This is a genomic window from Buttiauxella sp. (assembly GCF_049686335.1).
GTDB lineage: Bacteria > Pseudomonadota > Gammaproteobacteria > Enterobacterales > Enterobacteriaceae > Buttiauxella.
This window is the reverse complement of record NZ_JBAVHX010000008.1, coordinates 208,845-234,413: the sequence shown is the minus strand read 5'-3', so window position 1 is coordinate 234,413 and position 25,569 is coordinate 208,845. Positions and strand designations below refer to the sequence as shown.

Genomic DNA, 25,569 nt, shown 5'->3' with positions numbered 1-25,569 from the left:
TTAGCGCCCTCTCGCGGCTGAGTTGAGTGTCACTGGTTTCAACTCCACACGTTTGATATCGCCTACGATAACCAGGTAGCTTAAGACCGCGACAATCGCATGCACCCCAACATAAATCAGCGCGCCATTGAAGGAGCCAGATGTGCCGACGATGTAACCGATGGCAATGGGGGTCACGATACCGGAGACATTGCCGAACATATTGAACAGGCCACCACTAAGACCACTGATCTCTTTTGGCGCGGTATCGGCCATTACCGCCCAACCCAATGCCCCGATGCCTTTACCGAAGAACGCCATCGCCATAAATCCTACTACCATCATTTCTGATTCAACATAGTTACAGAACACCATGCTAACCGAGAGCAACATCCCCAGAACGATTGGCGTTTTACGGGCAATGTTTAGTGAACCGGTGCGGCGCATCAGCCAGTCGGAAATGACGCCCCCCAGAACCCCACCGACAAATCCACAAACCGCAGGCACCGAGGCGACAAAACCGGCCTTCAAAATCGACATACCCTTTTCCTGCACCAGATAAACCGGGAACCAGGTAATAAAGAAGTAGGTTAAGGCGTTAATACAGTACTGGCCGATATAGATCCCCACCATCATGCGCGAACCAATCAACTGTCTGATTTGGTGCCATTTCTGCGCCATCGGGATTTTTTCTTTGGTCTTCGCCTGATCCATGTTGATAAGCGCACCACCCTCGGCGATGTAATCCAGCTCTTTCTGGTTTACCCCCGGATGGTTATTTGGCTCATGAATCACTTTCAACCAGACAAAACTGATGATGATGCCCAGACCGCCCATAAAGAAGAATACGTGCGACCAGCCCACTTCGTGTGTCAACCAACCCATGATTGGCGCGAAGATAACCGTGGCGAAATACTGTGCGGAGTTAAAAATGGAAACTGCGGTACCGCGTTCTTGCGCCGGGAACCACGCAGCGACGATTCGACTGTTGCCGGGGAAAGAAGGTGCTTCGGCCAGCCCCACCAGGAAGCGCAAGGTAAATAGCGCGATGATGATGCCGAAACCATTGAAGATGTCGACGAAGCCTTGCAGCAAAGTGAACATCGACCAGATAAAGATTGACCAGAAATAGACCCGTTTTGAGCCGAAGCGGTCAAGCAGCCAGCCGCCAGGGATTTGCCCAATGACGTAGGCCCAGGAAAATGCGGAGAACACATATCCCATGCCGATGGGGTCAAGGCCGATATCTTTGGCCATTTCTGAGCCGGCAATGGAGAGAGTGGCGCGGTCACCGTAGTTAAACGAGGTGACGATGAAGAGCATTACTACTATCCAATAGCGAGCGTTGGTTCTCTTTTCAGCAACGCTCGCCGTCTGGCTAATTGTATTCATGTTGCACTCCTGAAACATAGCTTTTAGCTACAGTCCATTCTGTACTTGTAGGGATATCAGAATGAGGTATTGGCCGGTCCACAGTATTTTTGTGTGTCTGTATCTGCGGTTTTATATTTGGCCGCGGGAAAGTATATGAAGGGAGTTAAGCGGTCTCATCGTGCAAAGACCCAGGTTTACCGCGCGATAAATGAGCAGATTGTTGCGTCTGTCCAACAAGCTGGGGGATGGTTCACGATTTTTGAAACAAACTTATATTTAGGCGGGATTTGTGAGATGGCGGGCGACACTGAGGCCAACCCGCTCTAAAGCCATGGTATTACTTTAATAGCGTTTCCCACTGCTCGACCCATGGGTTCGAAACAGATTCGGGCTCTGGATGATCATTTGCATCAATCGCTAAAACGGTGCCAATACGTTGTGCGCCCTGCTCTTGCAGTAAGGTATCGAATTGTTTACCCCCGCCGCAAAAATGTTCATAGTTGCTGTCGCCTAACGCAATCAAACCGTAACGCAATTCAGGCTGGTAGCCGACTTCGTCTTTAATTGCCTGAAACAGGGGAACGATGCTGTCGGGCAAATCACCCTGGCCCGTCGTTGAAGTGACAATCAGTACATATTGGTCGCGATATTTCTGCCAGTCGGCAAGCTCAGGATCTTCGAATACTGTGGCTTTATGACCTTTCTTTTTTAAAATCGCTTCGGCTTCTTCCGCCACCAATAGCGAGTTTCCATACATCGTTCCTACAAAAATCCCCACTTCGGCCATCAGTTAACTCCTTGCGTTACGGCTGTATTATTCATCCTGGCCGTTGCTTGCCACAAACTCAACCTTTTCGATATCACTCAGCAATCCCCGCCAGCCAAACTGTGACATCATCTGCATCCACGTATCATCAAGGCTGGCACGTAAGCATAACGGTTCGCCGGTAACAGGGTGCGTGAGCGAAAGCTGGCTTGCATGTAGCATCAGGCGTTGGCAGCCAAAATGTTCTGCCGCTCCACGGTTTTGACGCAAATCGCCATGTTTTGAATCGCCAATAATAGGATGGCGTAAATGCGATAAATGGCGGCGTAACTGGTGTTTACGACCGGTTTTCGGTTCCAGTTCCACCAGGCTGTAGCGCGCGGTGGAAAACTTGCCCACCGGAACCGGCATTTCAACCGTTGCGAGCCCGCGATAATGTGTGACCGCTGGCTGCGGGGTTTTGTCTTGCGTGGCGTGTTTGTCCGCAATTTTATCCAGCTCTTCGACCAGTGGATAATCAAGCACCGCTTCATCTTCAAGCCAGCCGCGAGTGACCGCGTGATAACGCTTCTGAATCTGATGATTTTCAAACTGTTGCGAGAGCAAACGCGCAACGTCGCTGGAAAGGCCCATTAGCAATACGCCAGAAGTCGGTCGGTCGAGGCGATGAACAGTAAAAACGTGCTTGCCGATTTGGTCACGTACGGTTTGCATCACAAACACGGTTTCATGGCGGTCCAGCCAGCTTCGGTGTACCAACCAACCCGAAGGTTTGTTTACCGCCACCAACCATTCATCCTGATAAATAATTTCCAGCATCAGTTTTTGTCACTCGCGAACAGAGCATCAAGCTCTTGTAACGCTTTTAAGAGCGGCTCACGGCCGACATGTGCAGCATCGAGCGCCATTTCATAATAAGGCGCGATGGCGAAATCAACAGGTAAAGGAAGGCGCGCTTCTATCATGGCGTGCATGCGCGGGATCAAAACCCATTGCAGCCATTCAGTCGGTTGCAAAGTATCCAGACAAAAAGGCTGCGTACTTTCAAAGGCTTCGGCACCTGGCGCACAGCCCTGCCAATGATGATGGTCACGCAAAACCTGTTCGATGATGTTTAGATGCTGGCGTACCAGCGCGTGGCGTTCCATGAAAACCTCAGGCATCAGTGAAAAAGAAGCCGGCAAGCATACCACTTCTTACTTTCTTCATTTCTTACTGTGGGCGAAAAAAATGCATAAAAAAAGGGAGCACTGTATAAACAGTGCTCCCGGTTCGTTTCGCAGCTAATCCGGCTACTTTTGGTGCTCCCTGCTCGTCCGTGACAACTATGTCCTGTGGTCTCCTGACCTACATTCCGTCGTACTCGCGTCCTGCTACTCACATCCTCGAGTGTCCCGTATCGTCCTGATACAATATCCTTCGGTCTTCCAGACCCACCGAACGTCCTGGCTCGGTTCTCATTCTCCATCCTGGAGGTGTCCCTTACTCTTCCTGAGTGATCCTTGCTTCATCATGAAGCCTTCCTTGCAACACCATCCTGGTGTGTTCCCGTTCTTCAATGAAGTGACATCATCCTGACATCTCCTTCACCTCCCGACTCCCTGTCGACAGACATAGAATCTACTAAATCGTTCAATCTCGCAAGGCACTCACAACCAATGCTTACGATAACTTTCATTCAAAAGCAGCAGCATTCTTCAGTAACACATTGATAATTAATAATTAGCAGAATAAAGCTAATATAAAGCCCTACAGAAAAGTTAGAGATCTCTTACAGCTTGTGTAAGAGATCTCTCACAAGTTCAGCAGCGATCAACGCTTAAATGACATGCGGCTGAAGCTCCTGAAGGAACAAACTCAGTGATGGTGCGAGAGTGGTACGCTGTTTGGTGCCGATTTTTTCCAGCACGACTTCGCCTGTGAGATTGCAAAGTGACACCACTTCCATTTCATCAGGCGTGGTAGCAAGGAACAGAGTCGGGGATAGTTTTAAACGCTTTTGCGTGACCAGATGGCCAATCAGGTTTTCCTGAACGCGCTGAAAATCCTCTTCGCTCCAGGCCTGTAAAAGCGTTAATGCCTGATGACCAGATAGCGCGGGCATGTCGCCTGCAAACTGAGTGGTATAAAACTGATGCGCACCCGGTTGCAGAGCAATATCCATCGCCCGTTCAACAGCGCTCAGGTCAGCTGCGGGAGTAAAAGGTTGCGGCTGCCAGCGCACATCATCAGCGGTTGTCGTCACGATACACGGGGACGGCACACCAAATAAATCTTCACTCGCAGGCCATCCACCCGCCTGTTCACGCCATGCGTGACAAAAGCGATTCGTAAAATCTTCCAGCGCCTGACGTACGTCGTTATCCACCAATTTCTCACTCCGGTAAGGGTGCGGTACAATAAAGACCAATTGTACCTGCATTCTATCGGTGACACATGTCTTATGAGAAACACCAGGCGCTAAGCGGCCTGACGCTGGGTAAGCCAACCGCTTACCAGGATAAATACCAACCGTCGTTGCTACAAGCCGTTCCGCGCAGCCTGAATCGTGATCCACTAGGTTTACAGGCGGATAATTTGCCGTTTAGCGGCGGTGATATCTGGACACTTTACGAACTGTCCTGGCTGAACAGCAACGGTTTGCCGCAAGTCGCGGTTGGACATGTGCAACTTGATGCAAACAGTGTGAATCTGGTCGAGTCCAAGAGTTTCAAACTCTATTTGAACAGCTTTAACCAGACGAAATTTGCGGACTGGGATAGCGTCGAAGAAGCCTTAAAGCGTGATTTAAGCGCATGCGCCCAAGGTGACGTCAGTGTGGTGTTGTTCCGACTGCATGAACTTGAAGGTCAGGAAATCGCCGCATTCACTGGTGATTGTATTGATGAACAAAATATCACGATTGATAACTACGAATTCAATGCAGATTACCTGAGCGGTGCTGCGGGCGATGAGATTGTTGAAGAAACGTTGGTGAGCCATTTGCTCAAATCCAACTGCCTGATAACCCACCAGCCGGATTGGGGCTCTGTTCAGATTCGTTATCGTGGTCCACGTATCGATCGTGAAAAGCTGCTGCGCTATCTGGTCTCTTTCCGCCAACACAACGAATTCCACGAGCAGTGCGTTGAGCGCATCTTCAACGATATTCAGCATTTCTGTCGCCCACAAAGTCTGAGCGTCTATGCGCGATATACTCGCCGCGGCGGTCTGGATATCAATCCATGGCGCACAAATACTGATTTCCATCCGGCATTTGGTCGCCTGGTTCGCCAATAAGTGCGAAACACCTCGCAGGCTACAGAGGGAATATTGTTTTCAGGTTGTTAAATCCAGGCTGCCAGGGCTATTGTAATCATTGGGAGCGGCACTTTACGCTTCGTAAGGAGTTAACTTGATTACACATATTAGCCCGCTAGGCTCAATGGATATGTTGTCGCAACTGGAAGTCGATATGCTTAAACGCACGGCCAGTAGCGACCTCTATCAACTGTTTCGCAATTGTTCACTTGCCGTACTTAACTCAGGAAGCCAGACGGATAGCAGTAAAGAGCTGTTGTCGCGTTACGAAAACTTCGATATCAACGTGTTGCGCCGCGAGCGTGGCGTCAAACTTGAACTGATTAATCCACCTGATGATGCGTTCGTTGATGGCCGCATCATTCGAGCTTTGCAAGCTAACCTGTTTGCCGTATTACGCGATATTTTGTTCGTCAACGGCCAGCTTTCCAGCGCCGGTCGTTTCCAGAATCTCGATCTGAAAGACCCTGCGAATATCACCAATATGGTGTTCTCAATCTTACGTAACGCCCGGGCACTCCATGTTGGCGAAGCGCCAAACCTTGTAGTTTGTTGGGGTGGTCACTCCATTAACGAAAACGAATATCTTTACGCCCGTCGCGTCGGTACGCAATTGGGTCTGCGTGAACTCAATATCTGTACTGGCTGTGGCCCAGGTGCGATGGAAGCACCGATGAAAGGCGCTGCGGTTGGGCATGCCCAGCAACGTTACAAAGAAAGCCGCTTTATTGGCATGACGGAACCGTCAATCATTGCCGCCGAGCCACCTAACCCCCTGGTTAACGAGCTGATTATCATGCCGGACATTGAAAAACGTCTTGAAGCGTTTGTTCGTATCGCGCATGGCATCATCATCTTCCCAGGGGGCGTGGGCACGGCAGAAGAGTTGCTATACCTGCTCGGCATTCTGATGAACCCGCATAACCACGATCAAGTATTGCCTTTGATTCTGACCGGGCCGAAAGAGAGCGCTGATTACTTCCGCGTGCTGGACGAATTTATCGTCAATACCGTGGGTGAACAGGCGCGTCGTCATTATCAAATCATTATCGACGATCCGGCTGAAGTGGCACGTCAGATGAAAAAAGCGATGCCTCAGGTCAAAGAGAATCGCCGCGAAACGGGTGATGCGTATAGCTTCAACTGGTCGATTCGTATTGCGCCTGATCTGCAGGTACCGTTTGAGCCGACCCATGAGAACATGGCAAATCTCAAGTTGTATCCAGACCAACCGGCGGAACAACTGGCTGCCTCATTACGCAGGGCGTTTTCTGGCATTGTTGCGGGTAACGTTAAAGAAGGCGGGATCCGCGCGATTGAACAGTACGGGCCGTATAAAATCCACGGCGACGCACAAATGATGAGACGCATGGACGATCTGCTTCAGGGCTTTGTTGCCCAGCATCGCATGAAATTACCCGGCAGTGCTTACATCCCTTGCTACGAAATCTGTACCTAAATCCCACAAGGGCGGTGCGTAGCCGCCCTTTTCCCCATCTTTTTTTCCTACTTTTTCTGAACATTCCCCGCTAATTTACCGGGTCACAATGTTACCGGTATCAGCATATTCACCTACTCGCAAAGTGATGACTTACCGTACAGCCATGCTAAAAAACGTGTTTTAACAGACAATTACGCTGCGATAAAATAATGAAACAATTTTTTATTACCTGAGTAATGGCAGTTTTCAGGGTATAAATATCACTCAAATTATCGGATGCAGCGATAAAAACTGCAAAAAACCACACAAATAGTGGATTCTTACAATTGCGATCTCGATCACTGATGAATTCGCTCCATGAATGTATCTTTCCGGCCTCTGATTATCACTGGCAAAAATTACTTTAAAAATGCCAGGAAACAGCATTTAGTTTCAGTCGTCAATGGCAATACATCGCGGTTGGCTCAGATTTCGAATCACATGTTCCTTTGGAGAAGTAATAGATGGAAACCACACAAACCGGCAGTATTGCCTCTGTCGAGAGCGCAAGCTCCTGGCGCAAATCTGATACCATGTGGATGCTGGGCCTGTACGGCACAGCAATTGGTGCAGGTGTATTGTTCCTGCCGATTAACGCCGGTGTTGGCGGTCTGATCCCGCTGTTCATCATGGCAATTCTCGCCTTCCCGATGACCTTCTTCGCCCACCGTGGTCTGACTCGCTTCGTGCTGTCAGGCAAAAACCCGGGTGAAGACATTACTGAAGTTGTTGAAGAACACTTCGGTGTAGGTGCGGGTAAAGTGATTACCCTGCTTTACTTCTTCGCAATCTACCCAATTCTGTTGGTTTACAGCGTCGCTATCACCAATACCGTCGATAGCTTCATCACGCACCAGTTGGGTCTGGTTTCACCACCTCGCGCGCTTCTCTCTCTTATCCTGATCGTTGGCCTGATGACCATCGTGCGTTTCGGCGAGCAGATGATCGTAAAAGCGATGAGTATTCTGGTGTTCCCATTTGTTGCCGCGCTGATGGTTCTGGCCTTGTATCTGATTCCAAACTGGAGCAGTGCTGCGTTTGAAACCATGTCCTTTAGCAACACTCCGGCTACCGGCAGTGGCCTGTGGATGACGCTGTGGCTGGCAATCCCAGTGATGGTGTTCTCCTTCAACCACTCACCAATCATTTCTGCTTTTGCAGTAGCAAAACGTAATGAGTACGGCGAAGCGGCTGAGAAGAAATGTTCTCGCATCCTGTCCTACGCACACATCATGATGGTTATTACCGTGATGTTCTTCGTATTCAGCTGCGTACTGAGCCTTTCTCCAGCAAACCTGGCCGAAGCGAAAGCACAGAACATCTCTATTCTGTCTTACCTGGCAAACCACTTTAACGCGCCGGTTATCGCCTGGATGGCACCGATTATCGCGATTGTGGCTATCACCAAATCCTTCCTCGGCCACTATTTAGGTGCGCGTGAAGGCTTCAACGGGATGGTTATCAAATCTCTGCGTGGTAAAGGTAAGAGCATTGAAGTTAACAAGCTGAACCGCATCACTGCGATCTTCATGCTGGTGTCGACCTGGATTGTTGCCACTCTGAACCCAAGCATTCTGGGTATGATTGAAACCCTCGGCGGCCCAATCATCGCGATGATTCTGTTCCTGATGCCGATGTATGCGATTCAGAAAGTCCCTGCTATGCGCAAATACAGCGGTCATATCAGCAACGTATTTGTGGTAATTATGGGTCTGGTCGCAATCTCAGCTATCTCTTACTCCTTATACTCTCTGTTCATCTAACAGCTCTAAACCGCCTGCTCTCACAGGCGGTTTTTTCGCATCTAAAGTTACTCAGGCAACGGACGCAACATGATTAGCGTATTCGATATTTTCAAAATCGGTATTGGCCCTTCCAGTTCCCATACCGTCGGCCCGATGAAAGCAGGTTTTCAATTTGCTGACGATTTGATAGCGCAAGGGATTTTGCACAACGTCACGCGTGTCGTCGTAGATGTCTACGGTTCACTTTCCCTGACCGGTAAAGGTCACCATACCGATATCGCCATTATTATGGGTCTAGCGGGTAACCTGCCGGACACCGTCGACATCGACGCTATCCCTGATTTCATTCAGGACGTGAATACTCACGGTCGCCTGATGTTAGCCAGTGGCCAGCATGAAGTGGAGTTCCCGGTCGATAGCTGCATGAACTTCCACGAAGCTAATCTTTCACTGCATGAAAACGGGATGCGCATTACCGCGCTATGTGGCAATGACGTGGTTTACAGCCAGACGTATTACTCCATCGGCGGCGGTTTTATCGTTGATGAAGCGCATTTTGGCGTGGAAGACACTGAGCAAGTTGCCGTACCGTATCCGTATAAAAATGCGGCTGATTTACAGCGTCATTGCAAAGAAACGGGACTTTCACTGTCTGGTTTGATGATGCATAACGAACGCGCGATGCGTCCGCAGGCTGAAATTGACGCCCACTTTGCCGATGTTTGGGGCGTGATGCGCAGCGGTATTGAGCGCGGTATCACCACCGAAGGCGTGCTGCCTGGGAAAATGCGTGTCCCGCGTCGTGCCGCCGCGTTGCGCAGAATGTTGGTCAGCAGCGATAAGAACAACTCAGATCCCATGGCAGTTGTAGACTGGATTAACATGTTTGCGCTGGCAGTGAACGAAGAGAACGCCGCAGGCGGGCGTGTGGTGACCGCACCGACAAACGGTGCATGCGGTATCGTTCCTGCGGTACTGGCCTATTACGACAAATTCATCCGTGAAGTGAATGCTAACTCCTGCGCACGATACTTCCTGGCGGCCGGTGCGATTGGCTCGTTATATAAGATGAACGCCTCGATTTCAGGCGCAGAAGTGGGCTGTCAGGGCGAAGTTGGCGTGGCCTGTTCAATGGCGGCTGCGGGTCTTGCAGAGTTGCTCGGCGGTAGCCCTACTCAGGTTTGTATTGCGGCGGAAATTGGCATGGAACACAACCTCGGTCTGACTTGCGACCCGGTTGCAGGACAAGTTCAGGTGCCATGTATCGAACGTAATGCTATCGCTGCGGTGAAAGCGGTAAATGCTGCGCGTATGGCCCTGCGCCGTACCAGTGAACCCCGCGTTTGCCTCGATAAAGTCATTGAAACCATGTACGAAACCGGCAAGGACATGAATGCCAAATATCGCGAAACCTCGCGTGGTGGCCTGGCGATGAAAGTTTCCTGCGATTAGGAATAATTGCCCTCACCCCGACCCTCTCCCCCAGGAGAGGGAGAAAAGCGGACAATTCACTCGCCTGGGTAGAGGGAGAAAAGCGGACTATCCGCACTCCTGGGTAGAGGGAGAAAAACGGACTATCCCCACCCCTGGGTAGAGGGAGAATATCGGACTATCCCCTCTCCTTTGGGAGAGGGTTAGGGTGAGGGGAAAAACAACTCCTCACCCAAAAATTAACTAGCGCAGATCGCCCACTTTTACGTGGTCCATATCATCAAACACCTGATTCTCGCCAACCATACCCCAGATAAATGTGTACGCACGCGTACCCACACCTGAGTGAATTGACCAGCTTGGGGAAATCACGGCTTGCTCGTTCTGCATCACGATGTGACGAGTTTCTTGCGGCTGCCCCATCATGTGGAATACGCAGCTGTCCTGCTCCAGACCGAAGTAGAAATACACTTCCATGCGGCGCTCATGCGTGTGGCAAGGCATGGTGTTCCACAGGTTGCCGGGTTCCAGCTCTGTCAAACCCATGCTCAACTGGCAAGTTTCCAGGACGTCTGGAACGAAGTACTTATTGATAGTACGACGGTTGCTGGTGACGCTATCGCCCAGAGTCACTGGAGACACATCAGCTGGCGTCACGCGTTTGGTTGGGTAAGTGGTATGCGCCGGAGCACAGTTGTAGTAGAAGCGTGCCGGGTTCGCCGGATCAATGCTGGCAAACACGACTTCCTTCGCCCCTTTACCGACATATAAACCGTCACGGGTACCGATTTCATAGCAAGTCCCATCAACGGTAATGGTGCCCTGCCCGCCGATGTTAATCACACCCAGCTCACGACGCTCCAGGAAGTAGCTCACGCCCAACTGTTTGCCCACTTCACCACCAACACTCACAGTGCGAGTTACTGGCATGACACCACCAACAATAATGCGGTCGATGTGGCTGTAGGTCATGGTGTACTGATCGGCCGTGAAAATAGTCTCGATCAGAAACTCTTTACGCAAACCCGCAGTATCCAGGGTTTTTGCATGATCACTATGAATGCTTTGACGAATGTCCATTACTTTTCCTTACTGGGAATAAAGGGCGGAAACACAATAACGCCCGTTACTATTAATAATATTTTAGCAATTAAAATATAGTTGTTCACAAAGAAACTACAATTAACCGCACCACACAGACAGTTTATCACCTGAATAAATAAATAATGTGATCCAAATTGAAATATTGTTTCATTTTGATTGAATTGCAGTTCCAATGGAGCGATAGTTTATCCCATGAAGCGTCGCCGGGGCACATCAGCCGTGGTGATTAGCTCAATGAAGTTAATGAAACTGCCATTAAGAGCAAAGAGCACCTCTGACCCAACAACCTAAATAATAAGGGAAAACTAACGGTTTTCGCTGCCAACTGTTACGCCATTTTTTCATTAATACGTTGTAAAAAATGAAAAAATCATAAGGAATTACCATGAAGATTAAAGCTACCATTGAACGCATTCCTGGTGGGATGATGCTGGTTCCATTGATACTTGGAGCTATTTTAAATACTTTTGCTCCAGACACTGGCGCCTATTTTGGGTCATTTACTAAAGGGATGATAAGCGGAACCGTTCCAATTCTGGCGGTTTGGTTCTTCTGTATTGGCGCTTCAATCGATCTTCGTGCAACGGGTACCGTTCTTCGTAAATCTGGCACCCTGGTGCTGACCAAGATTGGGGTCGCCTGGGTTGTGGCAATGATTGCTGCGTCCTTTATTCCTGAAGGTGGTATTCAGACCGGTATGTTTGCAGGTTTGTCTGTTCTGGCCCTCGTATCTGCGATGGACATGACCAACGGTGGCCTGTATGCGAGCCTGATGAACCAATACGGTACTAAAGAAGAATCAGGTGCATTCGTTCTGATGTCTCTGGAATCTGGCCCACTGATGACCATGGTGATTCTGGGTTCCGCAGGTCTGGCATCCTTTGAAGCTCACCATTTTGTCGGTGCTGTGCTGCCATTCCTGATTGGTTTTGCATTAGGTAACCTGGACCACGATTTCCGTACCTTCTTCAGCAAAGCAACACCCGTGCTGATTCCATTCTTCGGCTTTGCGCTGGGTAACACCATTAACCTGGGCGTGATTATGGACACCGGCTTGCTGGGTATCATGCTGGGTGTTGCGGTTATCGTTGTTACCGGTATTCCATTGATTCTGGCTGACAAATACATTGGTGGCGGCAACGGTACAGCGGGTATTGCAGCTTCATCGGCAGCAGGCGCTGCGGTGGCTAACCCGGTTATCATTGCGCAAATCAACCCGGCATTTGAGCCAGTTGCAGCGTCAGCAACCGCGCTGGTTGCAGCGAGCGTGATTGTGACCGCGATTCTGGTGCCAATCATTACCGCACTGTATTCAAGACGTATGGGTGGGAAAGTTGCTCCAAAGAATGAAACTGATGATGTGGTGGAACTTTCACATTAATAGTTAAAACACGTAATACAAAAATGGAGCCTGTCGGCTCCATTTTTTCGTCTTACAGCGCCGCTTTTAAGCGTTGTACCGCTTCATAAAGCTGCTCTTCGGTGGCTGTTGCGTAAGAGAAACGTAGCGTTTTCTTATCCGCGTGATCGCTAAAGAAGAACTCGCCAGGCACATACACCACACCCTTTTCCAGTGTCTGCTGTAACCAGCGAGTTGTATCAAACTCATAACGGAACGCCGCCCACAGGAACATCCCGCCCTGCGGCTGGTTAAAGGTGATGTGCTCACCCAATTCCTGATGCAAGAACGTGGACAGGCTCAGGCACTTCTTCTTATACGCGTCACGAATCAGCTCAATTTGTGGATTCAGGCGATCCAGCGTCAGATACGCCGACACCAGCGATTGGGTAAAAGAGTTGGCGTGTAAATCCGTGGCTTGTTTGATGATGGCCACTTTTTGCTTCATCCACTCCGGCAGTACAATCCAGCCTACTCGCAGGCCTGGCGCCAGAATTTTAGAAAACGTCGAGGTATAAACCACATTTTCCTGGCTGCCGCGTTCTGTCGCAACTTGCAGCAAGGTTTTCTCACGCGTTTCAGTGAAGCTGATTGCGCCATACGGATCATCTTCGACGATAACGAAGTGATGCTGTTCTGCCAGTTTGACCAGTTGCTCACGGCGGCTGGCACTTAATGTGGTGCCACTTGGGTTGCCAAAAGTTGGCACCAGATAAACACCTTTGATGGTGGTCGTTTTGAGTAGCTCTTCGAGCTCATCGACAATCATCCCGTGCTCATCGCTGCCCACAGATTTCACATCGGCCTCATTCAGGCTGAGGATTTGCAGCGTAGCCAGATAGGTCGGACGCTCAACAACAAAAACATCGCCCGGATTCACCAGCGCGCGCATCAATAAATCCAATGCCTGTTGCGAACCTGAGGTGACCAGAAGTTGATCCGGGTTGGTGGTGATACCACGTTCCTGGCACAACCCGACCAATTGCTGACGTAACTCAACGGTGCCTTCGGTCAAACCGTACTGAAACGCGTCGTTAAAGTTCTCAGCGACCACTTTCTGTGTCGCAATGCCCAGACCTTCTCTATCGAACAACTCACTGGAAGGAATGCCGCCAGCCAGGGAAATGACGCCTGGCATTTTGCTGTGCTTTAACAATTCTCTGATTGCTGAAGGTTGTAGAGCCTGAATACGGTGCGCGAGGTGTGAACTATTACTCATGTTGTTGTCTCTGATTTTTCTATTCATTTAAAATATCCCCATCATCCTTCAAGCCGCAGGGGTGTTGGCTGCAGATGCTCGCCCCAGTTACTTACTCAAGTAAGCTCCTGGGGACTCTCATCCTTGCCGCCTACCGGCATCTCGAACGCTAATGGGCATATATATAGCAACCTAATTACTTAGCAATGTATTTCAGACAATGCTTTTTTGCGAGCGGCTTTCCTGAATTTAAGTCTCGCGTTCGCGGTCATCTCACAGAAATGTTACTGTGTATCAAGAGAATGTCGAAAGCGAAATATCCAAGATGATTCATTTACTTATCGTTGATGCCCTGAACTTAATACGCCGTATTCATGCGGTTCAAGGCTCACCCTGCGTTGATACTTGCCTGCACGCCCTTGATGCGCTGATAACACACAGTCAGCCCACACATGCCGTTGCCGTCTTTGATGACGAAGACCGTCGCGAAGGCTGGCGACATCAGGTCTTGCCAGACTATAAAGCTGGCCGTGTACCAATGCCAGATACCTTACATCAAGAGATGCCCATATTGCGTGCAGCCTTCGCCAAAAGAGGCGTGCCGTGCTGGCACTCTCATGGAAATGAAGCTGATGACCTGGCGGCAACGCTGGCTGTAAAAATAGCAGCAAGTGGCCATCGCGCCACCATTGTCTCGACCGATAAAGGGTTTTGCCAGTTACTCGCACCCACGATTCAAATCCGCGACTATTTTCAAAAACGCTGGCTGGATGCGCCTTTTATCGCGCAGGAATATGGCGTGCTGCCAGAACAGCTTGCTGATTTCTGGGGGCTGGCGGGGATTAGCAGCAGCAAAATCTCTGGTGTACCGGGGATCGGGCCGAAAAGTGCCACGCAGTTAATCAATCAGTTTTCAACGCTTGAAGCGCTGTACGAACACCTGGATGAAGTACCTGAGAAATGGCGCAAGAAGTTAGAGCAGCATCGGGAAAGTGCGTTTATCAGCCGCCAGGTGGCGCAATTGCAGACAGATTTACAGCTTGATGGGAATTTGCAGCAGTTGAGACTGCCTGGTGGAACGCCCTCACCCTGGCCCTCTCCCTCAGGAGAGGGAACTTAACGGTTTAAATCCTGGGTGTTCCCCCTCTCCCTGAGGGAGAGGGAAATTAACCGTTTATCTCTGGGGTGTTCCCGCTCTCCCTCAGGAGAGGGAACTCAACGGTTTAAATCCTGGGTGTTCCCCCTCTCCCTCAGGGAGAGGGTCGGGGTGAGGGTGATTAAATTATCGCTCGTCGCGACGCCCGCCAACGGCTGCCCACATACGGCGCACGTGTACGGTCACTTCTTCGCGGTCATGGTACAACTGGCGCGCCTGAATCTCGGCACTGATACCATGCTCTGCCAGTTTTTCATGAATCAGTGCCAGATTTTGCGACACTTCTTCGTAGCGCTTTTTCATCGGCAACTTGAGGTTAAAAATGGTTTCGCGGCACCAGCCGTTCACTAGCCAGGTCGCCATCAGGTTTGCCACTTTCGCCGGTTTCTCTACCATATCGCACACCATCCAGGAGATGTTGTTGCGGGTTGGCTTGTATTTAAAACCATCTTCCTGCAACCAGGTGACTTGCCCGGTATCCATCAGGCTTTGCGCCATTGGGCCGTTATCGACAGAACAAACCCACATGTTGCGTTGCGTTAACTGGTAAGTCCAACCCCCAGGACAGGCTCCAAGGTCAACGGCATGCATTCCGTTTGCCAGACGCTCGTCCCACTCATCAGCCGGAATGAAGGTATGAAAAGCTTCTTCCAGTTTCAGCGTTGAACGGCTGGGTGCCTCAGAAGGCAACTTCAGGCGTTGGATCCCCATATAGTAAGGAGAATTGTTGGTGGTATAGGAATAGCCGGTGTAACAACATCCCGGTGCGATAAAGAACACATGCACCACCGGACGTTTTGGCGTTTCGTAATTGGTCAGGATACCGGCTTCACGCAGGCTGGCGCGCAACGGCACTGTCAGCTTACGGCAGAACTTCATCAGCTCTTTGCTTTCGTTGGTATCAGCCACTTCAACACGCAGATCTCCACCTTTCTCTACCACGCCAGTTAGCATGCCGGTTATCGGGGTAATACGATCTTCAGGAGGAAGATCTTTGAGCAGTTCACCCGCAACGATCATTTGACGAGCAAAGATCAGATCCCGGAACGGCAATTCACGCGCCAGTTTGTCAGCTTCATCTTGCTGATAACATTCGTAAATCACGTAGCCGCTGTTTTCTTTGACTCGTGCAAAACCATACACGCCACGCTGGTTGGCTTTATCGGTAATCTCCGCCGCACACTCTTTCTCAAAGCCTTGTCGGCAGTACAAAATAACTTTATTCATGGCTTGCGCCCTTACGTTTCAGGCGCATTGCACCAATCAACATCAAGATCCAACCGGCGAGAAAACTCATTCCACCGACGGGAGTAACAAACGCCCACAGGCGTAAGTGAGACAGCGCCAGGCAATAAAGACTGCCGCTGAACAGAACTGTACCCAGAGCCATAAATACGCTGCTCCAGTAAAACCAAATGCTAATCCGGCGCTGCATCGCAACGGCCAGACCAAAAATCGCTAACGTATGAAATGCCTGATATTCGAGGCCGGTTTGAATCCACCCCATCTCAACAACACCAAGCGTTTTACTTAATACGTGTGCCCCAAAGGCGCCAAGGGCGACAAAGATAAAACCGCTAATTGCGGTAAAAATCAGCATGAATCGGCTGGTCATGGTGTAACCCTAAAGTAAGGCGTAGGGGCATGCCTACGCGCTGGTTTGCTTACTGATCGTAGCGAAAACGGAATTTTTCTTGTTCGCTCGCTGTTTTCGCCAAAATCCACTGCCTGAAGGCCGCTATTTTACCCAGTTCTGCCTGGCTGTCATGACAAACAAGATAAAAGGCGTTTTTACTCACCAGAACATCGTTGAACGGGCAAACTAAACGACCCGCTTCAATCTCTGACTGCGCCATAACATTGTTTGCTAAAGCAATGCCTTGCCCGTGAATCGCGGCCTGGAGCACCATCGCACTGTGGCTGAAGATCGGACCTTGCTGCACATTGATATGGCTGACTCCCAATTGGCGAGTGTAGGTCTGCCAGTCACGACGAGACGCATCATGCAATAAAGTATGATGCGCGAGATCTTCTGGGGTTTTGATGGGTTTGTCGCCGGTTAAAAGCATCGGGGAACAGACTGGCAGCAGATATTCTGCGTACAATTTTTCCACACGCAGACCCGGCCAGTTGCCACGTCCGTAAAAAATAGCGACGTCGACATCATCCGAAAGTTTATCTTCCTGACGGTCAACAGCCTGTATACGAACGTCGATTCCCGGATAAGCTGTGTTAAAGCTAGTTAACCGCGGCACGAGCCAATGAATGGCAAAACTAGGCAAAAGACTGACCGTTAACGCGCCCTTTGCACTCCGCGCTTGTAGCTTACGGGTTGCCTCGGTTAACTGCGAAAATATCTCTTTGATGTCCAGATAGTAACTCTGTCCTTCTTCCGTCAGCAGCAACGAACGGTTGCGACGGCGGAACAATTTCAGGCCCAGAAAATCCTCCAGGGACTTAATCTGATGGCTGACGGCGGCTTGAGTCACGAATAATTCTTCGGCGGCTTTAGTAAAACTCAGGTGACGAGCGGCGGCGTCAAATACACGTAAGGCATTTAAAGGTGGCAAACGCTTGGACATAGTTGATTGGCTTAAATGTTAAAGTCTATTAACAAACAGGTGAACTTAGTTAACCTATTAGTTTTTTTTATCTGAGCCATTATAAATTGTCCGTTGAGGATGCACCAGCAAATACCTATAGTGGCGTCACTTCCTGAGCCGGAACGAAAAGTTATCTGAAATGCGTGTTTCGGAGGGCTTTTGGCTTACGGTTGTGATGTTGTGTTGTTGTGTTTGCAATTGGTCTGGCATTCCAGACCCCGGTAGCTAAGCTACCCCTTTTTCACTTCCTGTACATTTACCCTGTCTGTCCATAGTGATTAATGTAGCACCGCAAATTGCGGTGCTTTTTTTTGCCTGTAGTTTGAGCAAAAAGATTACTGATCCAGCTCAACCATCTCTTTTACATCAGTACGGTTAATCTGCTGTTTATTCCCATTAGCATCTTTGTACTGAATCATCCCTGTTTCATCATCGGTTTGCGGTTTGCCATCGGCGACAATGCTTCGGCCATCATTGGTGTGCATCACGTAGTTCGGGCTTGAACATGCTGAAAGCGCGAAAACCATAAGACCTGCGGATACTGCTGCGGCTGCCTTGTTCATATTCTTCTCCTTAGTAGCGATTAATTCTGAATTACTCTTAAAAATAACTGAGGTGAAACATTCACCTAACAGTAATTAGCATAACCCTCTTTCCCGAACCTTGCCTGGTGAAGCAGAATATTCCGAAGGTTATTGATCCCTTGTGTGATTAAGACAAATGCGCGACGATCACCTCATAGTGATACGAGGAAAATCATGAAAACATTTAATCCCGCCAGTTTTCGCAGCCTGTTTCCCGCGTTGGCTGATGCTGGTGTCTATCTCGACAGTGCCGCAACTACACTGAAACCTCGCGCAGTCATTGAAGCGACTCAGCAGTTTTATAGCCTGAGCGCGGGCAATGTTCATCGCAGTCAATTTGCCGAGGCACAGCGACTTACAGAGCGTTATGAAGCGGCTCGTGACAGCGTGGCGACTCTGGTGAACGCCCCTTCCGGCAAAGATATCGTCTGGACGCGTGGTACCACCGAAGCCATTAATCTGGTTGCTCAGTGTTACGCGCGCCCTCGCCTGCAGCCAGGCGATGAAATTATTGTTAGCGAAGCAGAACACCACGCGAATTTCGTGCCGTGGTTGATGGTCGCTGAACAGACGGGTGCGAAAGTTATTAAATTGCCACTGGGTAAAAATTACCTCGCCGATCTCAGCAAACTGCCTGAGTTACTCAACGCACGCACTAAAATCCTGGCTCTGGGGCAAATGTCTAATGTTACAGGTGGTTGCCCGGATCTCGCCAAAGCGATTACGCTTGCCCACGAAGCTGGCGCGATTGTAATGGTTGATGGCGCGCAAGGTGTCGTACATTGCCCACCGGACGTGCAGGCGTTGGATATTGATTTTTATGCTTTTTCAGCTCACAAACTGTATGGCCCAACCGGAATCGGGGCACTCTACGGTAAAACTGAACTGCTAGAAGAGATGTCGCCATGGTTAGGCGGCGGCAAAATGATTACGCATGTCTCATTCGAAGGGTTCAAAACGCAGCCGGTACCGTATCGCTTTGAAGCGGGTACGCCAAACGTTGCAGGCGTTATTGGCCTGAGCGCGGCACTTGAGTGGCTGGAGACCGTGGATTTGACTGAGGCTGAAACTTACAGCCGTGGGCTTGCGACGCTTGCGGAAGCTGAACTGGCAAAACGCCCTGGTTTTCGTAGTTTCCGCTGCCAGGACTCAAGCCTGTTGGCGTTTGATTTCAAAGGCGTTCACCACAACGACATGGTTACGCTGTTGGCTGAATCAGGCATTTCACTGCGCGCCGGTCAACACTGCGCACAACCGTTGCTGGCGGCCCTTGGCGTCGCGGGGACATTGCGTGCCTCTTTTGCCCCGTACAATACACAGAGTGATGTCGATGCGCTGATCAAAGCTATCGATAACGCTCTGGACATTCTGGTGGATTAAATGACAAGTGGATTTTTAGCCGGCCACCCCTTCGGGACCTCTATCACCGCCGACAATTTGCGCAGCACGTTTGCCCCGTTGCAGCAGTGGGAAGACAAATACCGTCAGTTGATCCTTTTGGGGAAGCAACTTCCGGCACTTCCTGCGGATCTCAAACGTGATGAGATAGAAATTGCAGGGTGCGAAAACCGTGTCTGGTTGGGTCATAGTCTGCAAACCAATGGCACGCTGCATTTCTATGGGGACAGTGAAGGACGCATTGTTCGCGGTTTGCTGGCGGTGTTACTGACCGCCATCGAAGGGAAAACGGCTGAACAGTTGCTCAATGAAGACCCGCTCGCCCTGTTTGATGATTTAGGGTTGCGCAATCAATTAAGTGCATCGCGCAGTAGCGGGCTTGCGGCATTAGCGCAAGCCGTTCGCATGGCGGCTCAAGCCTGATTACGCGCCGCTTTTGCCATCATTTTCTTTAATACATGGGACACTGCCACAAAACCAAAGCTGGCGGTGACCATGGTTGCCGCACCAAAACCGGATGCACAATCCATACGTTTTGGGCCATCGGCGGTACTTTTCATCGCACATACCGAACCATCTGCCTGCGGGTAAACTAACGCTTCGGTGGAAAACACGCAGTCCACGCCGAGCTTACCTTTGCTGTTCTTCACCACGCCAAAATCACTTTTAAGTCTTTCGCGCAGTTTCGCTGCCAGGGGATCCTGAATGGTCTTTGCCAGATCGACAACCTGAATCTGCGTCGGATCGATTTGACCGCCCGCGCCACCGGTTGTGACCAGCGGGATCTTGTAGCGTCGGCAATAGGCAATCAGTGCCGCTTTAGGGCGCACGCTATCAATGGCATCAATAACGTAGGTAAAACCTTGATTAAGCAGTTCCGCCGTATTTTCCGCAGTAATAAAGTCATCCACCACGGTGACGCGACATTCTGGATTAATTTCCCGAATACGGGTCGCCATCACTTCGGTCTTGGCCTGGCCGACGTTATCGCGCAACGCGTGAATCTGACGGTTGGTGTTGGTCACGCAAACATCATCCATATCGATAAGCGTAATTGCGCCGATTCCGGTACGTGCCAACGCTTCTGCGGCCCATGAGCCCACGCCACCAATGCCAATCACGCACACATGCGCATCAGCAAACAGCTGCAGAGCATCGCGACCGTACAAACGAGCTGTGCCACCAAAGCGTTGCAGCCAGGCATCAGAGAGAACTACAGACATGACGTTATCCTCGGAAAAATCTTTGCGGGTACTGAATTAGGATGAGCTTGCGGGCTGATTATACAGCCCGCAGAGGGGAAACAGGAGGGATTAACCAGTAAATACGCTGTTAGTGGTGCCTGGTGCGTTTTTCAGCACCCAAACGCGGCCATAGTGATTATACCAACCCGCACGGTGACCGGCATCAGCTCCAATACCCTGGTAAATGTCGAAGTGCTGGCCTTTAATCGCGCCACCCACATCTAACGCCACCATGACACGCAATTCATATTGCCCACTGAATTTCCCATTGTTATCCAGTAACGGGACTTCAGCCAGAATGGTGGTGCCTGCGGGAATAATAGAACGGTCGGAAGCCACAGAAGCACGGCCAATTAACGGCACGGCGCTCGCACCTTTCACTGGCGCGAAGCTGGCAGGTTTAAAGAAGACGAAAGATGGATTCTGCTCAAGCAGCTCCTGCACTTCGGCCTGGGTGTGAGTTTCACCCCAGTGACGAATCGCCTGCATCGACATATCTTCTTTCTTCACTTCTCCGCGGTCGATAAGCACTTTGCCGATACTGCGATAAGCGTGGCCGTTCTTCCCTGCATAACCAAAGAAGGTTAACGGCTGGCCATCACCGAAGTCGATATAGCCGCTGCCCTGGACATCCATAATGAAGTTATCCATTAAGGAGTTGCTGTAAGCAATAATGTAGTTGTCGCTTAGTGCGCCACTGTAGATTTCAGCACGGGACGGTAAACGCCCGCGTTTTGGCGGCATGCGGTAAATAGGATACTGGAACTCACCCTGACGGGTATAACGCGCCTGCACCACCGGCGTGTAGTAGCCCGTGAATTGCACGTTACCGTAGTTGTCGGCACCTTCCATCTGCCAGGCGTCGATACCGTACTGGCTCAGCTTGCTGGTGTCGCCACCGGCTTGCAGCCATTGCTGAACGGCACCGTAAACATCACTCTTACTATTATAGAGGCGAGGAGATGCGGAACGAATCTGGTTAACTTGCTCAGCAAAGTCACCACCGTTAATCGGGGCCCCTACCGCATCCGGTTGGTTTACGAGGGAGAAAGGCTGGGTAAACTTCCCGTCTTTATATTGCTGACCTTTATTTGTCGGTTTCGAGGAACAGCCAGCCAGAATGGCAACCATCACTCCTGTTACAATGTACTTAGTCCAACGTCCTATCATCACTTCCTCGCCCTGTTTATGCCGCTTCACGCACGGGAAGATAGCAAACACACAGCAAGAATTAAACGAGTTGCGCCGCCTGGCAGCCAGATGTGTTCACTATTTGACCTTAAATTAAATTATTATCAATTAGATGAGACAAATCGGGTATTTTTTAAAAAAAGGGTTGCATCAAAAGCCGAGCAGAGTATAGTGCGCTTCCACGGACGCGGGGTGGAGCAGCCTGGTAGCTCGTCGGGCTCATAACCCGAAGGTCGTCAGTTCAAATCTGGCCCCCGCAACCAATTAAAAAGTCGCTGATAGTAGCGCGGTGATGAAAATCATTAGCAGAAAATAGTTATACGGACGCGGGGTGGAGCAGCCTGGTAGCTCGTCGGGCTCATAACCCGAAGGTCGTCAGTTCAAATCTGGCCCCCGCAACCAACTAAGTCGCTGATTATTCGCGCAATGATGAAAATCATTTGGGTACCAAAGAAGTTTACGGACGCGGGGTGGAGCAGCCTGGTAGCTCGTCGGGCTCATAACCCGAAGGTCGTCGGTTCAAATCCGGCCCCCGCAACCAACATTTAAAGCACCTTTACAGGTGCTTTTTTTGTATCTGAAATTCGCGTTATTGGGTGGATGACGCTTACGCTTATCCCCCACGAAATGCTGTTTATTGTCGGATAAGCGCAAGCGTCATCCGACAATAAACAGGCTCTAACCTAACCGCGTCGTGCTAAGCGCGAACTATCCGCAAAATAAGCCCGAATACCTGCCAGAATCGACTCTGCCACTTCCTGCTGGAAAGTCGCGGTACGCAGCTTTCGCTCTTCTTCAACGTTACTTAAGAATGCCGTTTCCACCAAAATCGATGGAATATCTGGCGCTTTCAACACTGCAAACCCCGCCTGATCGACGCTGTTTTTATGCAGTTTATTGACGCGTCCTAATCGGGTTAGCACTTCTTTGCCGAATTTCAGGCTATCGTTGATGGTCAATGACTGGACCATATCGAACATTGTATGGTCGAGATAGCGGTCGCCGCTCTTATTCACCCCACCGATTAAGTCGGCGGCGTTCTGAGTTTGGGCAAGGAATTTTGCAGCGGTACTGGTCGCACCTTTGGTTGAGAGCGCAAAAACTGAAGAGCCACGCGCCGCACCCGAAGTAAAGGCATCCGCATGAATAGAAACAAACAAATCAGCACGTTGCTTCTGCGCTTTTGCCACCCTGACTTTTAACGGGATAAACACATCCTCGTTGCGCGTCATATAGGCTTTCATGTTCGCTTCTTTATCAATCAGCGCTTTCAGACGACGGGCGATTTGCAACACAATGTCTTTTTCACGCGTCTTGTTCGGCCCAATCGCACCGGGATCTTCCCCGCCGTGGCCAGGATCTAACATGATGACAATCGGTCTGTCGCGCCCTGCTTTACCCGGTTTCGGCCCTTGTTCCGGGGATGAAGGCGTGTCTTTGTCCAACTTTCCGTTGTTATAATCTTCCAACAAGGCCAGCAGCGGATCTTGCTCGCTGTTCATATTGGCCGGATAGAGATCCATCACCAGACGTTCTTTGAATTCAGCAACCGGAGCCAGGGCAAACAGATGTGGCGTGACGTTCTGCTTAAGCTCGAAAACCATGCGCACCGTTTGCGGATCAAACTGACCCACACGCGCCGACTTAATGAAAGGATCGTCACCACGAATCTGACCACCGATGCCTTTCAATACTGAATTTAAATTCACACCTTCTATGTCGACAACCACCCTGTCAGGATTGCTTAATGCAAACTGTCGGTATTTAAGCTCCCGGTTCGATTCCAGCGTGACTCGGGTGTAAGACGATGCGGGCCAGACACGTACCGCAACCACCAGGCTTGAGGCTGCAAAGCCAACCTGGCTTACACTGAGTAGCCACATAGCGCCTACGCCCTTTAGTAAACGGCGACGACTAATTAATGAACGGGAATCTGACATAGCTCTCCTGAGCGGTGTGTTTCCGTGAACCGAATAACCAATTTTATTTTTTGAGCCGAAAACTTTAGCGAATCAGGCTGAGGCTGTCACTCATAAAAGGGTAAACATTCGCAATCAAGTACCTGGCGACAGGGACACAGAAATTTCTGCTTTGTGGCAATTGCTGCTTGCACCTGGAGCAATAAAAGAATAAAAATACAGAAATTACGAATAATCATGCAATGAGGGCTTGCCGTGGTGAAGGAACGTAGAACCGAACTGGTACAGGGATTCCGCCATTCTGTTCCCTATATAAATGCCCATCGGGGAAAAACGTTTGTCATTATGCTTGGCGGCGAAGCCATTGAACACGAGAACTTTTCCAGTATCGTTAACGATATTGGGCTGTTGCACAGCCTGGGGATTCGTCTGGTGGTAGTGTATGGCGCGCGCCCGCAGATTGATGCCAATCTGGCTTCGCATAATCATGAACCTCTCTATCACAAACATACGCGTGTCACCGATGCAAAAACCCTGGAGCTGGTTAAACAGGCCGCCGGTTTATTACAGCTGGATATTACTGCACGTTTGTCCATGAGCCTTGGCAACACTCCGTTGCAAGGGGCGCATATCAACGTCGTCAGCGGTAACTTTATTATCGCGCAGCCGTTGGGCGTGGATGATGGTGTGGATTATTGCCACAGTGGTCGTGTTCGTCGTATCGACGAAGAAGCCATTCATCGCCAGCTGGATAACGGGGCGATTGTCTTGATGGGCCCGGTTGCTGTTTCCGTCACAGGTGAAAGCTTCAATCTCACCTCTGAAGAAATTGCCACGCAACTGGCCGTCAAACTCAAAGCCGAAAAAATGATTGGTTTCTGCTCTTCACAGGGCGTTATCGACGATAACGGCAATATCGTGTCAGAACTCTTCCCTAACGATGCACAAAAACGCATTGAAGAGCTGGAAGAAGCCGGTGATTACCATTCTGGCACCGTGCGTTTTCTGCGCGGCGCAGTTAAAGCCTGCCGTAGCGGCGTGCGGCGTAGCCATTTGATCAGCTATCAAGAAGATGGTGCGCTATTGCAGGAGTTGTTCTCTCGAGATGGTATCGGTACGCAAATCGTGATGGAGAGTGCGGAGCAAATTCGCCGCGCGACGATTAACGATATCGGCGGCATTCTGGAACTCATTCGTCCGCTGGAGCAGCAAGGGATTCTGGTGCGTCGCTCGCGCGAGCAACTGGAGATGGAGATCGATAAGTTCACCATTATCCAGCGCGACAATCTGACCATCGCTTGTGCAGCACTCTATCCGTTCCAGGAAGAAGGGATTGGTGAAATGGCCTGTGTTGCGGTGCATCCTGATTATCGCAGTTCATCACGCGGTGAAGTCTTGCTGCAACGCATTGCCACCCAGGCCCGGCAGATGGGGCTCAGTAAGCTGTTTGTCCTGACCACTCGTAGCATTCACTGGTTCCAGGAACGTGGCTTTATGCCGGTCGATGTCGAGCTGCTGCCAGAAAGCAAAAAAGAGATGTACAACTATCAGCGCCGCTCAAAAGTGCTGATGGCAGATTTAGCGTAATCTCAAACTCCCTTCGTAGGTCGGATAAGCGAAGCGTCATCCGACAATACTGGCTAAAATTGGTGGATGACGCTTCGCTTATCCACCCTACAAAACCCGTTCATCGACCCT

Annotated in this window: 23 protein-coding genes and 3 tRNA genes; 12 read left to right on the top strand and 14 right to left on the bottom strand. The window is 50.3% G+C overall.

The window, feature by feature from the left end; genetic code table 11:
- From WBL83_RS06400 to syd, 5 genes are all read right to left on the bottom strand, one after another.
- Complete coding sequence (locus WBL83_RS06400; RefSeq protein WP_424588358.1) at positions 1 to 1,371, bottom strand: MFS transporter; 1,371 nt, start codon at positions 1,369 to 1,371, stop codon at positions 1 to 3.
- 319 nt (positions 1,372 to 1,690) lie between these two features.
- Complete coding sequence (locus WBL83_RS06395) at positions 1,691 to 2,140, bottom strand: flavodoxin (RefSeq protein ID WP_424588357.1); 450 nt, start codon at positions 2,138 to 2,140, stop codon at positions 1,691 to 1,693.
- A 27-nt stretch (positions 2,141 to 2,167) separates the two neighbouring features.
- Positions 2,168 to 2,938 (bottom strand): tRNA pseudouridine(65) synthase TruC, encoded by a 771-nt coding sequence (gene truC / locus WBL83_RS06390; protein ID WP_424588356.1) that lies wholly within the window; start codon positions 2,936 to 2,938, stop codon positions 2,168 to 2,170.
- Positions 2,938 to 3,267, bottom strand: coding sequence for a YqcC family protein (locus WBL83_RS06385; protein ID WP_424588355.1), 330 nt, complete (start codon positions 3,265 to 3,267; stop codon positions 2,938 to 2,940). Before WBL83_RS06385 ends, truC begins: the two co-directional genes overlap by 1 nt.
- 671 nt (positions 3,268 to 3,938) lie before the next feature.
- Positions 3,939 to 4,487 (bottom strand): SecY-interacting protein, encoded by a 549-nt coding sequence (gene syd / locus WBL83_RS06380; RefSeq protein ID WP_424588354.1) that lies wholly within the window; start codon positions 4,485 to 4,487, stop codon positions 3,939 to 3,941.
- Positions 4,488 to 4,555: 68 nt separating this feature from the next.
- Here syd and queF point away from each other — a divergent pair, with 68 nt between their 5' ends.
- From queF to WBL83_RS06360, 4 genes are all read left to right on the top strand, one after another.
- A complete protein-coding gene (gene queF, locus WBL83_RS06375) occupies positions 4,556 to 5,398 on the top strand; it encodes an NADPH-dependent 7-cyano-7-deazaguanine reductase QueF (protein ID WP_424588353.1) in 843 nt (280 codons plus the stop codon).
- Between the two features lie 115 nt (positions 5,399 to 5,513).
- The gene (gene ppnN, locus WBL83_RS06370) at positions 5,514 to 6,878 is read left to right on the top strand and encodes a nucleotide 5'-monophosphate nucleosidase PpnN (RefSeq protein WP_424588352.1); all 1,365 of its coding nucleotides are present in this window, start codon (positions 5,514 to 5,516) and stop codon (positions 6,876 to 6,878) included.
- Between the two features lie 485 nt (positions 6,879 to 7,363).
- Positions 7,364 to 8,662, top strand: a complete 1,299-nt coding sequence (locus tag WBL83_RS06365; protein ID WP_424588351.1) for an HAAAP family serine/threonine permease — start codon at positions 7,364 to 7,366, stop codon at positions 8,660 to 8,662.
- A 69-nt stretch (positions 8,663 to 8,731) separates the two neighbouring features.
- Entirely contained in the window at positions 8,732 to 10,096 is a 1,365-nt protein-coding gene (locus tag WBL83_RS06360) for an L-serine ammonia-lyase (RefSeq protein WP_424588350.1), read from the top strand.
- Positions 10,097 to 10,318: 222 nt separating this feature from the next.
- On the opposite strand, the gene kduI is transcribed toward WBL83_RS06360, so the two are convergent.
- A complete protein-coding gene (kduI, locus tag WBL83_RS06355; protein ID WP_367594360.1) occupies positions 10,319 to 11,155 on the bottom strand; it encodes a 5-dehydro-4-deoxy-D-glucuronate isomerase in 837 nt (278 codons plus the stop codon).
- Between the two features lie 409 nt (positions 11,156 to 11,564).
- On the opposite strand from kduI, the gene kdgT reads away from it, so the two are divergent.
- Positions 11,565 to 12,560, top strand: a complete 996-nt coding sequence (kdgT, locus tag WBL83_RS06350; RefSeq protein WP_424588349.1) for a 2-keto-3-deoxygluconate transporter — start codon at positions 11,565 to 11,567, stop codon at positions 12,558 to 12,560.
- A 52-nt stretch (positions 12,561 to 12,612) separates the two neighbouring features.
- Here the strand turns inward: kdgT and WBL83_RS06345 are convergent, their stop codons facing one another.
- Positions 12,613 to 13,797, bottom strand: a complete 1,185-nt coding sequence (locus tag WBL83_RS06345; protein ID WP_424588452.1) for a PLP-dependent aminotransferase family protein — start codon at positions 13,795 to 13,797, stop codon at positions 12,613 to 12,615.
- Between the two features lie 304 nt (positions 13,798 to 14,101).
- On the opposite strand from WBL83_RS06345, the gene xni reads away from it, so the two are divergent.
- Positions 14,102 to 14,896, top strand: a complete 795-nt coding sequence (xni, locus tag WBL83_RS06340; protein ID WP_424588348.1) for a flap endonuclease Xni — start codon at positions 14,102 to 14,104, stop codon at positions 14,894 to 14,896.
- A 162-nt stretch (positions 14,897 to 15,058) separates the two neighbouring features.
- Here the strand turns inward: xni and rlmM are convergent, their stop codons facing one another.
- From rlmM to WBL83_RS06320, 4 genes are all read right to left on the bottom strand, one after another.
- Positions 15,059 to 16,159 carry a 23S rRNA (cytidine(2498)-2'-O)-methyltransferase RlmM gene (gene rlmM, locus WBL83_RS06335; RefSeq protein ID WP_424588347.1) on the bottom strand — a complete coding sequence of 367 codons (1,101 nt, stop codon included), beginning with the start codon at positions 16,157 to 16,159 and terminating at the stop codon, positions 15,059 to 15,061.
- Positions 16,152 to 16,547, bottom strand: a complete 396-nt coding sequence (locus tag WBL83_RS06330) for a DUF423 domain-containing protein (protein ID WP_424588346.1) — start codon at positions 16,545 to 16,547, stop codon at positions 16,152 to 16,154. Before WBL83_RS06330 ends, rlmM begins: the two co-directional genes overlap by 8 nt.
- 49 nt (positions 16,548 to 16,596) lie before the next feature.
- Complete coding sequence (gene gcvA / locus WBL83_RS06325) at positions 16,597 to 17,514, bottom strand: glycine cleavage system transcriptional regulator GcvA (RefSeq protein ID WP_064543831.1); 918 nt, start codon at positions 17,512 to 17,514, stop codon at positions 16,597 to 16,599.
- 356 nt (positions 17,515 to 17,870) lie between these two features.
- Positions 17,871 to 18,098, bottom strand: coding sequence for a YgdI/YgdR family lipoprotein (locus WBL83_RS06320; RefSeq protein WP_183270466.1), 228 nt, complete (start codon positions 18,096 to 18,098; stop codon positions 17,871 to 17,873).
- A gap of 195 nt (positions 18,099 to 18,293) precedes the next feature.
- Here WBL83_RS06320 and csdA point away from each other — a divergent pair, with 195 nt between their 5' ends.
- Entirely contained in the window at positions 18,294 to 19,499 is a 1,206-nt protein-coding gene (gene csdA / locus WBL83_RS06315; protein WP_424588345.1) for a cysteine desulfurase CsdA, read from the top strand.
- On the top strand, positions 19,500 to 19,940 hold the full coding sequence (gene csdE, locus WBL83_RS06310) for a cysteine desulfurase sulfur acceptor subunit CsdE (RefSeq protein ID WP_424588344.1): 441 nt from the start codon (positions 19,500 to 19,502) through the stop codon (positions 19,938 to 19,940).
- On the opposite strand, the gene tcdA is transcribed toward csdE, so the two are convergent.
- A complete protein-coding gene (gene tcdA / locus WBL83_RS06305) occupies positions 19,931 to 20,740 on the bottom strand; it encodes a tRNA cyclic N6-threonylcarbamoyladenosine(37) synthase TcdA (RefSeq protein ID WP_424588343.1) in 810 nt (269 codons plus the stop codon). The genes csdE and tcdA overlap by 10 nt on opposite strands.
- A gap of 90 nt (positions 20,741 to 20,830) precedes the next feature.
- On the bottom strand, positions 20,831 to 21,931 hold the full coding sequence (gene mltA / locus WBL83_RS06300; protein ID WP_424588342.1) for a murein transglycosylase A: 1,101 nt from the start codon (positions 21,929 to 21,931) through the stop codon (positions 20,831 to 20,833).
- Between the two features lie 207 nt (positions 21,932 to 22,138).
- Here mltA and WBL83_RS06295 point away from each other — a divergent pair.
- The 3 genes from WBL83_RS06295 (at position 22,139) to WBL83_RS06285 (ending at position 22,493) form a co-directional block, all read left to right on the top strand.
- Positions 22,139 to 22,215 (top strand) — tRNA-Met (locus WBL83_RS06295).
- A 62-nt stretch (positions 22,216 to 22,277) separates the two neighbouring features.
- A tRNA-Met gene (locus tag WBL83_RS06290) sits at positions 22,278 to 22,354 on the top strand.
- 62 nt (positions 22,355 to 22,416) lie between these two features.
- Positions 22,417 to 22,493 (top strand) — tRNA-Met (locus tag WBL83_RS06285).
- Between the two features lie 142 nt (positions 22,494 to 22,635).
- On the opposite strand, the gene amiC is transcribed toward WBL83_RS06285, so the two are convergent.
- Positions 22,636 to 23,892, bottom strand: a complete 1,257-nt coding sequence (gene amiC, locus WBL83_RS06280; protein ID WP_424588341.1) for an N-acetylmuramoyl-L-alanine amidase AmiC — start codon at positions 23,890 to 23,892, stop codon at positions 22,636 to 22,638.
- Between the two features lie 234 nt (positions 23,893 to 24,126).
- On the opposite strand from amiC, the gene argA reads away from it, so the two are divergent.
- Positions 24,127 to 25,458: an amino-acid N-acetyltransferase gene (gene argA / locus WBL83_RS06275; RefSeq protein ID WP_424588340.1), complete on the top strand. Its 1,332-nt coding sequence runs from the start codon at positions 24,127 to 24,129 to the stop codon at positions 25,456 to 25,458.
- The last annotated feature ends 111 nt before the right edge of the window (positions 25,459 to 25,569 follow it).